At 58.6% G+C, this 13,257-nt stretch carries 12 protein-coding genes; 5 read left to right on the top strand and 7 right to left on the bottom strand.

Annotation, left to right across the window (positions count from 1 at the left end; genetic code table 11):
• Window positions 1–50 precede the first annotated feature (50 nt).
• Window positions 51–1,292, bottom strand: a complete 1,242-nt coding sequence (locus IPJ12_02090; GenBank protein MBK7645987.1) for a TIGR03790 family protein — start codon at window positions 1,290–1,292, stop codon at window positions 51–53.
• A gap of 82 nt (window positions 1,293–1,374) precedes the next feature.
• Here IPJ12_02090 and IPJ12_02085 point away from each other — a divergent pair, with 82 nt between their 5' ends.
• The 5 genes from IPJ12_02085 (at window position 1,375) to IPJ12_02065 (ending at window position 6,052) form a co-directional block, all read left to right on the top strand.
• Entirely contained in the window at window positions 1,375–2,451 is a 1,077-nt protein-coding gene (locus tag IPJ12_02085; GenBank protein MBK7645986.1) for a rhomboid family intramembrane serine protease, read from the top strand.
• Window positions 2,452–2,583: 132 nt separating this feature from the next.
• The gene (locus IPJ12_02080) at window positions 2,584–2,850 is read left to right on the top strand and encodes a DUF2249 domain-containing protein (GenBank protein ID MBK7645985.1); all 267 of its coding nucleotides are present in this window, start codon (window positions 2,584–2,586) and stop codon (window positions 2,848–2,850) included.
• Between the two features lie 27 nt (window positions 2,851–2,877).
• Window positions 2,878–3,975 carry a hypothetical protein gene (locus tag IPJ12_02075; protein MBK7645984.1) on the top strand — a complete coding sequence of 366 codons (1,098 nt, stop codon included), beginning with the start codon at window positions 2,878–2,880 and terminating at the stop codon, window positions 3,973–3,975.
• A gap of 32 nt (window positions 3,976–4,007) precedes the next feature.
• Complete coding sequence (locus tag IPJ12_02070; GenBank protein MBK7645983.1) at window positions 4,008–5,435, top strand: threonine synthase; 1,428 nt, start codon at window positions 4,008–4,010, stop codon at window positions 5,433–5,435.
• Window positions 5,432–6,052 carry a class I SAM-dependent methyltransferase gene (locus IPJ12_02065; protein ID MBK7645982.1) on the top strand — a complete coding sequence of 207 codons (621 nt, stop codon included), beginning with the start codon at window positions 5,432–5,434 and terminating at the stop codon, window positions 6,050–6,052. Before IPJ12_02070 ends, IPJ12_02065 begins: the two co-directional genes overlap by 4 nt.
• On the opposite strand, the gene IPJ12_02060 is transcribed toward IPJ12_02065, so the two are convergent.
• The 6 genes from IPJ12_02060 to IPJ12_02035 all read right to left on the bottom strand — a co-directional run bounded on the left by IPJ12_02060 (window position 6,049) and on the right by IPJ12_02035 (window position 13,243).
• Window positions 6,049–6,186 (bottom strand): hypothetical protein, encoded by a 138-nt coding sequence (locus tag IPJ12_02060; GenBank protein ID MBK7645981.1) that lies wholly within the window; start codon window positions 6,184–6,186, stop codon window positions 6,049–6,051. The genes IPJ12_02065 and IPJ12_02060 overlap by 4 nt on opposite strands.
• Before the next feature lie 69 nt (window positions 6,187–6,255).
• On the bottom strand, window positions 6,256–7,119 hold the full coding sequence (locus IPJ12_02055; protein MBK7645980.1) for a carboxylating nicotinate-nucleotide diphosphorylase: 864 nt from the start codon (window positions 7,117–7,119) through the stop codon (window positions 6,256–6,258).
• A gap of 33 nt (window positions 7,120–7,152) precedes the next feature.
• Window positions 7,153–8,649 carry an NAD(P)H-hydrate dehydratase gene (locus IPJ12_02050; GenBank protein ID MBK7645979.1) on the bottom strand — a complete coding sequence of 499 codons (1,497 nt, stop codon included), beginning with the start codon at window positions 8,647–8,649 and terminating at the stop codon, window positions 7,153–7,155.
• The gene (locus IPJ12_02045; protein ID MBK7645978.1) at window positions 8,646–11,447 is read right to left on the bottom strand and encodes a response regulator; all 2,802 of its coding nucleotides are present in this window, start codon (window positions 11,445–11,447) and stop codon (window positions 8,646–8,648) included. The genes IPJ12_02050 and IPJ12_02045 overlap by 4 nt, the downstream gene beginning before the upstream one ends.
• An 11-nt stretch (window positions 11,448–11,458) precedes the next feature.
• The gene (locus IPJ12_02040) at window positions 11,459–12,361 is read right to left on the bottom strand and encodes a histone deacetylase (GenBank protein MBK7645977.1); all 903 of its coding nucleotides are present in this window, start codon (window positions 12,359–12,361) and stop codon (window positions 11,459–11,461) included.
• A 24-nt stretch (window positions 12,362–12,385) separates the two neighbouring features.
• Complete coding sequence (locus IPJ12_02035; protein ID MBK7645976.1) at window positions 12,386–13,243, bottom strand: tetratricopeptide repeat protein; 858 nt, start codon at window positions 13,241–13,243, stop codon at window positions 12,386–12,388.
• Between the last annotated feature and the right edge of the window lie 14 nt (window positions 13,244–13,257).

Genomic DNA, 13,257 nt, shown 5'->3' with positions numbered 1-13,257 from the left:
CTGACGATTTAGCGACAGCTGACAACGGGGGCCGTGGCCCCCGTTTTTTATTAACGAACCAAACGAAGATAGCCCTTACTGTCTCGTGGTAGTGAAAAGCGCACCACATTTTTGCCGGCCAGCACTGGCAAGCCACCGGGCAGCAGGTGGAACGGTCCGATCATGGAGGCTGACTGTTCGATCCGCAATGTTCTATTTCCCGGCGAAATCAGTTTCAAATCATATGTGCCATTCGCCGTGATCGTCAGTGTGGGGACGAAGGGGCGGGCCAGTGGTTCGCCAATAAATACGCCTTCGCCCGGCCATGCCAAGCTCTTCCAGTATGCCTCAACGGCCGTGGCGCCTAGTAGATAGTTAAACATGGCGACAGCCGGTACCGGGAATTTCTGTGGGTGATTGCAGGGTTCGGTGACGGTGCCGTAGCTGGCTGTGGCACCGGCTTCCAGCCAGCGCAGGCTGCTCATCTGCCTGGAGTCGGTCAGCTGTCCGCCGAATGAGGTCAGGTGATCGGCCAATGCGCCCGGCTTGAATTCGAGTGTGTTGAGATTCGGTACCTGAGTTAGTCCGGTAAAGTAAAAAAGTACATCCTTGCGATCACTGATCGAGTCAGCATCAATTTCCTCAATAGGAATGAGGCCGTCCAATTCAGTCTTTGTAATGTTGAATTGGACGGTCCGAACACTACGGGCCTTGTCCGAGGTATTGAGCAGATAGGCCTTGCCATCAGGAAAACTGGCATCGGAGACAATGCCACGATCGATCAGTGCCTTGATTTCTTCGAAACTGGTGCCGGCCAGCATCATCGCCGGGCGCAACTTATGGTCGTTGAACGGGTAGGTGCTCGGCGAATTGAAATAGCCGCTGGCGGCGGTCGGGCCACATGTTGACGAGCAATATTTTTCGTCGAAGCCCATGGCTAGCGCCGATGTCATTGACATGCATCCAACCCGATAAGGCTGCGTCCAGGCGACGGCATAGGCCTGGACATGCTTGGGCGTCAGTCGGTCAACTTCAGCCTTCAGCGGTTCGAATTCCTGAATGCTGAGTGCGCTTTTGCCCGCCGGGAAGTGCAAATGAATGACGTTTTCTTCGGGGATGCCGCGAGCCTGCTGATAATAGGCACCGGTCCGGCGCGAGAGCGGATCATCGTCATTGATCAGCAGGGCAAGTTCGTCGACCGTGATCCCGGTTCTGGGCAGCAGGACTTGCGGCGCTGAAATAGCGTGATGCGACCATGAAAGGAGGCTGACGGCTAGCAATGCAAGTGTTCGGCAGAAAATCTTGGCGGTCATGGCGGGTCTATTGATCGGTCTAGAGTGGATTGTCGCGCATAATCTCGCCTCGAGACTCTTTGATTGTCAGCCTCTCTGGAACATGACCTCACTTTACGACCAGCTTCGCCTGCGCATGCCTCAATTGCGGATTACCCCGTTGTTGATTGCGGCCAACGTCATCGTCTTTGTCGCGATGTTGTTCAATGGTGCAGGCTTGTGGCATTCCCAAAACGGCGTCCAGCTTGCCTGGGGGGCCAACTTTGGGCCAGCAACGCAGGATGGTCAGTGGTGGCGTCTGGGCAGTGCGCTTTTCCTGCACTTTGGTCTGCTTCACATTTCTCTCAATATGTTTGCCTTGTGGGACGCTGGCCAATGGGTCGAGCGCATGTACGGGCATTTTCGTTTCGCAGTAATCTATTTTTCTGCCGGGCTAGCCGGTAACCTTTTGTCTCTGGTGATTCATGCCGGCCATGCTGTGTCCGGAGGGGCATCCGGTGCGATCTTCGGGCTCTATGGTGCCTTGCTTAGTTATCTCTGGCTGGAGCGCTCACGCATACACCGTGGTGAATTCCGCTGGTTGTTCTGGGCAGCGATCGGTTTTTCCGTGGCCACCATTGTTTTCGGCTTCTTGATTCCCGGTATTGATAACGCGGCGCATATCGGTGGCCTGATTGCCGGCCTGTTGATGGGCGTGTTGTTGGTCAAGTCGGAGGAACAAGACCTCGTCATTCGACGACGTGGTCAATGGTTCTCGGGGGGCGCGCTGGTACTTTTGGTAGGTGGTATGGTGGCGAGAATTCCCGAGCCGGCCTATCGCTGGAGCGACGAGAAGCAGGTAAGGCAGGAGATTGGCGAATTTCTCCAACAGGATGCGGCAATCAGTCGCGCCTGGGAAAGCCTGTTGCTGCAGGGAAGACGAAAAGGGGTTTCATTCGATGAGTTGGCCGATGTCATCGAGTCGGTCGTCGTCGAACGCTATGAGCATAGCTTTGAAGAGCTTTCCTCGCTGCCGCAGGATGCCCGCTTACCTTCTGCGCAGACCGCAGAGCATTTGCGGAACTATGCAGAACAGCAGCGGGACGCATCGCGGGCGATGGTGGAAGGCTTGAGGGCGAGGGATCGGAAGCAGATTCAGAAGGCACTAGAAGAAGCGCGCAAGTCGAGGACAGAGAAATAATCAATCGTCGGCTTTTTGTACAGATCACCTGAAAGCCGTGAGGCTATTCCAATCAGAATCAAGGAAATGGGCGTTCCAGTCGCGCAAAATCTCAGGCAATTGCCAATCCGGCAAGCCTGTCAAGGAACTACCATGCAAACCATTCACGCCTGCAACCACACCACCCCAGAAGCCTTGTATCCGTTTGATGCCAGAGGAATCGCCAAGCGTTTCCGTCATGCGGCCATCTTTGGCGCACTGGACGCGCTACAGCCCGGCGAAACGATGCGTTTTTGCAATGATCACGATCCCTTGCCATTGTTGGCTCAGTTGCAGGCTCGCTATGGTGCCAACCTGAGCATTGAATACAAGCAACGTGAAACGGGTGCCATCGTGATCGACTTTACTGTCGTTGGCTGAGTGATACTCACTGCGAGCCTGACCATCGTGTCTTTGATAGCCAGTGCCGCCCTGGCGCTGAGCGGGTTGGGTTCGCCGTTGGCGGTTGCGCATCTGGCTTTTGCCGTCAGCATTGTGCCGTTGGTTTTTGCGGCAATGATCCATTTTGTGCCCGTGCTGACGCGCACCGGCGATCCGGCACACCATCTGGCGCTGCTGCCATCGACAGCACAGGCCAGTGGCCTGCTGGCGGTGACGGCGATGCAGGGTTGGCTGCCTTATGGGGGCGTGCATTTGGCCGCGACGGTCGACCTGATTTTGGCAGCGATCTTGATTTACTGGATGATCGGGCGGGCGAGGGCATCGCTGGGTTCCCCGCATCCTGGCTGGCGTTGGTACTTGGCAGCCACGGGCTGTCTGATGCTGGCCTTGCTGGCCATCCTGCTAATGACCATCTGGCCGTCTTGGTGGCGTAGCCTGCGACTTTTTCATCTGCATCTGAATACCCTTGGCTTTGTTGGACTGGCGGTGCTGGGCACTTTGCCGCTTCTGCTGCCGACGGCATTAGGGAAATCCGATCCGGAGGTTGGTAGCTGGCTGCATTGGCGCTGGTGGTTGGCTGCTTCCGGTGTTCTGATCATCGCGTTGGGGTCGGCAGCCAAATGGGAGTTTGCCGCACCCGGCACAGCTCTGTTGCTGGTTGCCGCGCTTGGCCTGCTTGGTCAATGGGTGCGACGATTTGGCCTCGCGTCATTGCTGCGGGATGGCGTGACCGCATCCTTGCTGGCGGCGGTACTCGGACTCTTGCTGGCGCTGGTTTTCGGTTTGCTGCATGGCGCAGGCCTGATGTCGACACAGCCGTCTTTGCCTGCCTGGGCATGTGGATTTTTGCTACCGCTGGTTACCGGAGCGCTCAGCCAGTTGCTCCCGGTCTGGCGCTGGCCGGGGCCGCAGATCCCGGCTCGCCTGATGATGCGGCAAAAACTTGCGGCCTCCGGTCTGGTGCGAGCGGCCTTGTTTCTGTTGGCTGCGATGGCCATGATGACCGGTCTGCATCAATTGGGAGCGGCTCTGCTGGCTTTTGCCCTGGCTCTCTTTGTCATTGGCTTGCTGCAAGCTGTGCGCGTGCCACGGTCGACGCGGTAAAATCACGGTTTTTCGCTTTTCAGGGCTTTGCCATGCGCTATCTATCGACCCGCGGTCATGCCGCAACTCCAGCTTTTTGCGACATTCTCCTCGGCGGCCTGGCCCCGGATGGCGGCCTCTACCTGCCGGAAAGCTATCCGCAGATCACCCGGGCAGAACTCGATGCCTGGCGCACGCTGTCGTATGCCGACCTGGCCTACGAAATCCTGTCCAAGTTCATCACCGATATTCCGGCTGCTGACCTCAAGGCGCTGGTCGCCAAGACCTACACCGCCCAGGTCTATTGCCACACCCGCAACGGCGGCGATGCCACGCAGATTACACCGCTGACCAAGCTGGAAGACGGCCTCTACACGCAGGAATTGTCCAACGGCCCGACGCTGGCCTTCAAGGACATGGCCATGCAGTTGCTCGGCAACCTGTTCGAGTACGTGCTGGACAAGCGCGGCGAATCGATCAACATCCTCGGCGCCACCTCCGGCGATACCGGTTCGGCGGCCGAATACGCCATGCGTGGCAAGCACAACGTCAAGGTCTTCATGCTTTCGCCGGACGGCAAGATGAGCGCCTTCCAGCGCGCCCAGATGTATTCGCTGCAGGACGCCAACATCTTCAACATCGCGGTCACCGGCATGTTCGACGACGCGCAGGACATCGTGAAGGCGGTGTCCAACGATGCCGAGTTCAAGGCCAAGTACAAGATCGGCGCCGTCAATTCGATCAACTGGGCGCGTGTCGCGGCTCAGATTGTCTATTACTTCCAGGGCTATTTCCTGGCGACGAAATCGAACGACGAGCAGGTGGCCTTTACCGTGCCGTCCGGAAACTTCGGCAACATCTGCGCTGGCCATATCGCCCGCCAGATGGGCTTGCCGATTGCCAAGCTGGTGCTGGCCACCAACGAAAACGACGTGCTCGACGAGTTTTTCCGCACCGGCGTCTATCGCCCGCGCAACACGGCGGAAACCAGCATTACCTCCAGCCCGTCGATGGATATTTCCAAGGCCTCCAACTTTGAACGCTTCGTCTTCGACCTGGTCGGTCGCGATCCGGCGGTCGTGCGCGAATTGTGGGCCAAGGTGGACAAGGGCGAGGCTTTTGATCTGTCCGCCACGGTCTACTGGAAAAATATGCCGAAATTCGAATTTATCTCCGGCAAGAGTACGCATAGTGATCGCATCAGCACCATCCGCCTGGCACAGCAGCGCTACAACGTCATGCTCGACACCCATACGGCGGATGGCCTGAAGGTGGCGCTCGAGCATCGTTTGCCGAATATTCCGATGATCGTGCTCGAAACTGCGCAGCCGGCCAAGTTCGAGGAAACCATTCGCGAAGCGCTGGGCACCGAACCGGTTCGTCCGGCTGATCTGGCTGGCATCGAAAATTTGCCGCAGCGCGTGGTGGTCATGGCGCCTGACGTCGACGCCATCAAGCAGTTTGTCGCGGAACACGTATGAGTTTTGACCACGAAGCTCACTGGTCGGCCCGCTATCGTGATGCGGGTGATGAGTACTTGTTCGGCACCGCGCCGAACAAGTTTCTCGCAGCGCAGGCGGAGCATTTTGGCGCTGGCATAAGCGTTCTCTCTGTCGCTGACGGCGAAGGACGCAATTCCGTCTGGATGGCCGAGCAGGGCTGTACGGTGACTGCTACCGAGATTTCCCCGGTGGCACTCGAAAAAGCGGCCAAATTGGCGCGTGCCCGAAGCGTCACGGTGGATTTTTTGCTGGCCGATATCTTGAATTGGGACTGGCCGCATGCCGAATTCGATGCGGTGGTCGGTATCTTCATCCAGTTTGCGACTGCGGCCGAGCGGCCGCGTCAGTTGGCGGGGATGAAACAGGCTGTAAAGTCGGGGGGCTTGTTGTTCCTGGAGGGCTATACCCCGAAACAGCTGGAATACCGGACGGGTGGTCCGTCAGCAGTGGAAAATCTTTATACCGCAGAGATGCTGGCCGAGGTCTTTGCCGACTGGGAGATTATCGCGCTCCATGAGCACGAAGATACGATCACCGAAGGGTCGGCCCATGCCGGGCGCTCGGCCCTGATCGACCTCGTCGCCCGCAAGCCTTAAAGGTAGATGACGGCCGGAAAAACGGCCACTGCCAGCACCAGCACCAGCCATTCCAGATTGCGGCGGGCGAGAAAGCCCGTGAAATGCAGTACCAGGATGGAAATGGCGACGATATAAAACAGCGCAAACAACATCAAAGGCCCCTTGATTATTTATTTATTTGATCGTTCGGCAACGATTATGACTACAAATAAATGAAACGCCTAGCCGACGAAGCGCATTGACAGGTCAAGCGCCTTGACGTCCTTGGTCAGAGCGCCGACCGAGATGCGATCAACCCCGGTTTCGGCGATGGCGCGGATCGTATCCAGCGTGACATTGCCGGAAGCTTCGAGCACGGCGCGACCGGCATTGATGGCAACCGCCTGACGAAGCAGGTTGTTGTCGAAATTGTCGAGCAGGATCATCCTGGCGCCGGCATTGAGGGCCTGGTTCAATTCGTCGAGACTTTCGGCTTCAACCTGGATGAACTTGCAGCGATCAGCCGCGCCAGCCGCCACGTTCCTGGCTGCATCCATGGCCAGGGCAATACTTCCGGCTGCGTGAATGTGGTTTTCCTTGATCAGGATGGCGTCCCACAGGGCCAGACGGTGATTACCGCCGCCGCCTGCGCGAACCGCATATTTCTGGGCAATGCGCAGCCCCGGCAGTGTCTTGCGGGTATCAACCACCTGCGCCTTGGTGCCTGCGATGGCGTCGGCGTAGATGCGTGCCTTGCTGGCCACGCCGGAAAGCAGTTGCAGGAAGTTGAGGGCGCTGCGCTCGGCGGTGAGCAGGGCGCGGCCATTGCCGTCAATTTCACAAAGTAGCTGGTTGGCCACAAGGCGGTCGCCATCGGCGGCATGCCAGGTGACGCGAGCTGTTGGGTCGAGGCGGCTGACACATTCATCGAACCATGCGCAGCCACACAGCACACCAGCTTCGCGGGAAATGACCGTGGCCTTGACCTGGCGGTCGCCGGGAACAAGGCTGGCGGTCAGGTCGCCGGCGCCAACGTCTTCGGTTAGTGCAGCGTCGACGTTGCGGGAAATTTCAGCGGCGAGCGGGGTATCAAATTCGATGGTCATGGCAGTGTTGTGGCAGTCACGGAGGACGGAATTTTACAGCGTGCCGCTGTTGCCGACCCATTCGTTGAAAAGTTGGCGGGCAGCATCAATGACTTCGCCGGCTGTCAGGCCGATCGGGCCGATGCCGTTGGCGACCAGCCGATCAGCCGCTGCCCCATGCAGGTGAACGGCGGCCTGCAGTGCGTATTCAGGCGGCCAGTTCTGGGCGAGCAGGGCGACGATCAAGCCGCAAAGTACGTCGCCCATGCCGGCTGTGGCCATGCCTGGATTTCCTGTGGAATTCAGCCAGATTTTGCCGTCGACCGTGGCAATAATGGTGCCGCAGCCTTTGAGAGCAATGTGGCTGTGATAGTGCTCAACCAACTTGCGCGCTGCCGTGAGGCGATCGCTCTGGATGTCGCTTACCGAGCAGTCCAGCAGGCGGGCAGCTTCGGCCGGATGGGGTGTCAGGATAGTCGCGTCAAGGCGGTTATGGAGGCCCCGTTGCAGGGGGGTGTTTTCTGCCAGCAGATTCAGGGCGTCGGCATCGAGTACGAGGGGCAGGGGAGCCTTGAGCGATTGCTCAAGCAGCTGAAGTGCTTCAGATGAGCGGCCGAGACCGGGACCGCAAACCAGCGCTTGAAGGTCAGCCTGCAGCACGGTATCGGCCTGACGCATCATCAATTCTGGCTGAACCAGATCAACGCTGGGCGCATCGCTGTCGAGCATGCCGAGGTAGACGCGGCCGGCACCCAGTTTGAGTGCAGCGCGGGCGGCCAGAAAGGTAGCGCCGACCATGGATTTGCTGCCGCCCAGAATGCCGGCACTGCCGAAGCTGCCTTTGTGGGTGTTGAGGCGACGTGGCTTTAGACAATCAGCAAAGTCCTGAATAGCCAATATGTGGCCATCCGGGGCGATTTCCCGGGCAGGGTCGAGGCCCAGGCCCGCCACTCTGATTTCGCCGCAATGGTCAGGGCCATCGCCAGTGAATAGTCCGGGCTTGGCCGAAATGAAAGTAATTGTGTGACTGGCACAAATGCTCGGGCTGAAGGTGGTGCCGGTATCTGCATTGAGGCCGGAAGGGCAGTCGAGCGCAAGGAGTGGGCAATGGTCGCGTTCGGCCAGTCGATTGGCAGCGACGATCCATTGCGCGTAGTCACCTTCCGGGGCACGGGTCAGGCCGATGCCGAACAGTCCGTCGACGATCAGTGACCAGCGGCGTTTGTCGGGGATGTGGGCGATTGGCGAACCGCCAGCCGCAGAAAAACGCTGGAAGGCGGCCGCAGCATCAGTCGGCAGACGTTCGCAGTTACCGGCAAAGACGACATGGACATCGAAAAATTGCTCGCGCAGCAGGCGGGCTGCTTCGAATGCATCACCGCCGTTATTGCCCGGGCCGGCCAGTATCAGGATGGGGGCGTTGCGTTCGCCGGCCAGCTCGCGAGCGTATTCGGCGGCGGCTGCACCGGCACGTTGCATCAGTGGTTCGCTGGCATGCCGTGCTTCGATCTCGCGCAGACTGGCGCTCAGGTAAAGGGCGTTGTGAGTCATGATGGAGAGGATAGGCCAGAACCGGACGATCGGCGTGCATGTTTGAGAATGATTGCAAACAGCGTATCGGGGTCAATCGGCTTGGAAACATGGTCGACCATGCCGGCCACGAAGCACGCCGTCCGCTCTTCGACCAATGCGTGGGCGGTCTGGCCGATGATCGGCAAGTCAGGGGCAAAGCCGTGGATTTCCAGTGTTGCATCGATACCGTTCATCACCGGCATTTGTACGTCCATAAGCACAGCATCGTAGGCTTGCCATCCGTGTTGGCGAACGGCGTTAACCGCCTGCTGGCCATCTTCTGCGAAACTGACTTCAGCTCCGACTTCACCCAATAGCTCGCCCATAATATGGCGATTGATGTCGATGTCTTCGACAACAAGAATCCGCAATCCGGCGAGGACTTTTGTATTGGGCGGGATGACAACGACGGCTTCCTGTCTGACTACTTTTCTGCGTTCCAGCGCTTGGTAGGGTAGTCGAACGGTGAAGCAGCTGCCGATATCAGGCGTACTTTCAACCTCGATTCTGCCGCTCATCAGGTTGACGAGATGGTCGGTGATCGCTAGCCCCAGGCCGGAGCCACCAAAGCGCCGTGTGGTTGAATTGTCACCTTGCTCGAAGGGGTTGAAGATATTTGACAGTTGGTCCGCTGAAATGCCAATGCCGGTATCCCGGACCATGAATTTCAACTGATTGTCCTCGAGATGGGCTTCAAGGGTCACCGTACCCGTGCTGGTAAATTTGACGGCATTGGAGAGCAAATTAAGCAATATCTGACGCAGGCGCAGGGCGTCGCTGCGGCAATGCGACGGAAAATTTTCGCTGCGAACAAGGCGCAGTTCCAGTCCCTTGCTCGTGGCACGTTCCTGCAACAGTTCCACGGTCTCATCGAGCGTTGTTCCCAGGTCGACGGGCAAACAGTCGATCTTCAGCATGCCGGCTTCCATCTTCGAGAAATCGAGGATGTCGTTGATGATGCCAAGCAGCAGCTTGCCGGAGTGCTGGATCTTGACGAAGGCATCATGGGCCTTGCTGCCCTCTTCGCTGGCCCGCAGACCGATATGGGTCATGCCAAGAACACCATGCAATGGTGTGCGTATTTCGTGGCTCATTTTGGCCAGGAATTCGCTCTTCGCCATGGCCAGTTGCATTGCCTCGGCACGCGCCTTTTCAAGGTCGGCAGTACGCTCACCCACCAGCTGTTCGAGATGGTCGCGATAGCTCGCGATTTCGGCATCCATGCGCGCATGTTCGGCGAGGGCGTTGCGGAGCTTCGTTTCCATCACTTTGATTTCAGTGATATCAGCGACGAAGCCGCAAAAGGTGATGCTGTTGTCTACAGTTGGTTCGGGAACTGCACGGATGAGCAACCACTTGATCTGGCCATCGGGCATGCATATGCGGTATTCGTGCTGCCACGGCGTCAGATTTCTGGCTGAGGCTTGCAGGGAGTTGACGAAAGCTTCGTTGTCCGGCGCATAAACCATCTTGCGTATGGGTTCAGTGGTTTCAGCGACATCGTCCGGGGAGACCCCAAAGAGCGCCTTGATGGCATCGCTGGCGAACAGAAAGCTGCCGTGGCCATCGGCATGGAGTCGATACTCGAAGACGACGCCGGGAACTTCGGAAACGATCTGGCGCAAGCGCGTATTAGCGGCATGTTCGGCAGCTTTGGATTCCTCGGAAATGATGAAGTCTTGCAAATCATTGAAAGCGGATGTCAACTGACCGATTTCATCGTTTTTGTGTACCGGCAAGGCTTGGCGCGGTATTTCGCCATTGCTCATTTGCGTCAGCAATTTCGAGGCTTCGGCCAGGGGCTGAAGTTGTCGACGCAGCCACCACCAGCACAGCAGGCCGAGTAGCATCGTCAGCGCCGATGAGACGATGAAAACGTGTCGTTCGATGGCATTGATGGCTGCGAAGGCCTCATCCGCTGGCAGTACCGATTGCATTAACCAGCCGGTGGCGGGAATTTGTTTGCTCGATGACAGTTCGAGGACGCCGCGTGAACTGCGGGCCAGGCCGGAGCCTTCGTAGCCGTCGATGTAGCGGTCGTAGATGGGGTTGACGCCGCGTGCCGGGCCGGGTTTCAGCAACCGGCTCTTGTCGGATGCGGCGACATAACTGCGGGTCTTCGGGGCGGTGATCAGGAAGTCACCTGTCGTGCCGTATTTCGAGTTGCCGATCTGATCGAGGAAATTGGGCAGTTGCAGGTTGACGACCCCGACCACAACGCCGATGACATGTTGATGCTGGTTGCGGATCGGGGCTTCCATGGCGATAACGGGTTGTTGGCTGTGTTCGCTGAACAACGGGTCGGTGACCAGGCTCTTGCCGCCCGCCAAAATGTCGCGAATACCCGGATAGTCGATGAAGCTGACGCCGGTGCGCTGGATGTTCCGTGGCACGCTGGCGACGGCGACGCCCTGTTGATCGAGAATGATCAGCCCCCAGTTGAAGATGGCTTGGGGTAGCGGGTATTGCTCAAGGATGGCCTGAGCAGAGAGAGGATCATTGAGCAAGGCAGATTGATAATCATCAGCGATCGCCTCGACGATCTGCTGGCGTTCGCGAATTGAGCGGTCGACTTCGGTCGCAATCAAGGAAACCGTAGAAAACTGCTGCGCCAGGATGCTGTTTTCCATATCCTGACGCAACGTCCGGTCCAGAATCAGGACCGCGCTCCAAAGCACAATGAGGCTCACCAACAATACGCCAAGCGTGAGCCGGACCTGCAAGGAGCGCAGGTTGATCAGCCGGGTTGGCGTCGCCATCGCTGGAGTTTTGACCATATAACGGTAGCTTAAGCCGTCATGCAGGATTTCGCCAGAACGATGGTTTTGGCGTGAATGCTGACTGTATCTTCGATCTGGCGGGCATAACCACCCGCCATGACGATGGCAATTGGTGTCTGTTGGGCGCGAGCGTGTTCGAACACATGCCGGTCGCGCTCGGCCAGTCCTTCGAAGCTCAGGGCCAGGCGACCCAGTCGGTCATCGTGATAGGGGTCGGCGCCGGCCAAATAGATCACCAGATCGGGACGAGCCAGATCGAAGGCGGTGTTCAGGCCGTGGGTCAGGTGCAGCAGGTAGACCTCATCTGTACAGCGGTCCGGTAGTTCGATATCGAGGTCGCTCTGCTCCTTGTCGAAGGGATAATTGCGGGCGCCGTGGATGGAGAAGGTGAAAATACTGTCGTCGCCACGCAGGATGCTGGCCGTGCCGTTACCTTGATGGACATCGCAATCGACGATCAATATCCGTTTAGCCCGACCTTCGGCCTGCATGGCACGGGCGGCAACGGCGGCGTCGTTGAAGACGCAGAAGCCTTCGCCACGGTTACGGAACGCGTGATGCGTACCGCCGGCCAGATTGGCGGCGACGCCGTCTTCCAGTGCGGCCCGGCAGGCGCAGATGGTGGCACCAGCCGAGCGGCGGGAGCGTTCAACCATGCCTGCGCTCCACGGAAAACCGATTTGCTTTTCGGCCGATTTTTCCAGTTGACCGTGGGAGACGGCGTGGATGTACTTCAGATCGTGGGCGCGGGCCAGTTCTTCGTCGGATGCGGCGTGGGGGAGGTGAAAATTGGCCGGGCTGAACTCACCACTGGCGAGCAGCGTCTCGCGCAGCCGGGAATATTTTTCCATGGGAAAACGATGCCCGGCCGGCAGTGGCAAGACGAAGACATCGGTGTAGAAAAGCCGCACGACCGATGTCTTTCGATGAAATGCCTAGTTGAGGGCGGCGGACATCTTGCGACGGAACTCGCGGATCAGGTCATCGTACTGCTCGCTGCCGCCCAGGGCTTCGAACAAGGTCAGCAAGGCTTTGCGGCCAGCGCCTTCGTCAAAGGCACGGTCACGGACCACGACTTCAAGCGCAGCTTCCATGGCAGCACGGAAGTTGCCTTGTGCCGCGTAAGCGCGGGAGAGATCGAGGCGAACGCCATGATCGGAAGGGTTGGCAGCCAGCTTGGCTTCCAGTTCGGTCGTGTCGGCAGCACCGGCAGAGAGGGCCAGGCGGGCGCGCAGGGCGTTGGCGCGGTCGGCTTCCTGGGTGTAGTCGCCGGACAGCAGTTGGCCGGCTTCATCGTTGCGGCCGAGTTGAATCATGACATCCACCGCATCGAGCTGGATGGCCTGGTCTTCCGGCTTGGCCTTGCTGGCTTCGACCAGCTTGGCAAGCGCTTCGTCCAGCTTGCCTTCAATAACCAGCGCGGCTGCTTCCTCGCGCAGGTTGCCGCCGGGGCCGGCTGGCAGGGCGATGCGGTCGAGAAATTCACGAAGCTGCCCCTCGGGCAAGGCGCCGTTGAATTCATCGACCAGCTGGCCCTGGAACAACACCTTGACCGAGGGAATGCTGCGCACGCCAAAGTGCTGCGAGAGCTCGGGGTTTTCGTCGGCGTTGACCATGGCGAGCAAAAAACGGCCCTTGTATTCTTCGGCCAGCTTTTCCAGCAGGGGCTTGAGTACCTTGCACGGCTCGCACCACGGCGCCCAGAAGTCGACGACGACCGGCACGGTTTCGGCCGGCTGGATAACCTTGGTTTCGAAATCCTGAATGGACGTGTCAAAAGCAAATTCGGACATGGTGGGGCCTGTAT

The organism is Betaproteobacteria bacterium (assembly GCA_016709965.1).
In the GTDB taxonomy this organism is placed as follows: Bacteria; Pseudomonadota; Gammaproteobacteria; order Burkholderiales; family Rhodocyclaceae; genus Azonexus; species Azonexus amarohabitans.
This window is presented reverse-complemented; position numbering and strand designations above follow the sequence as displayed.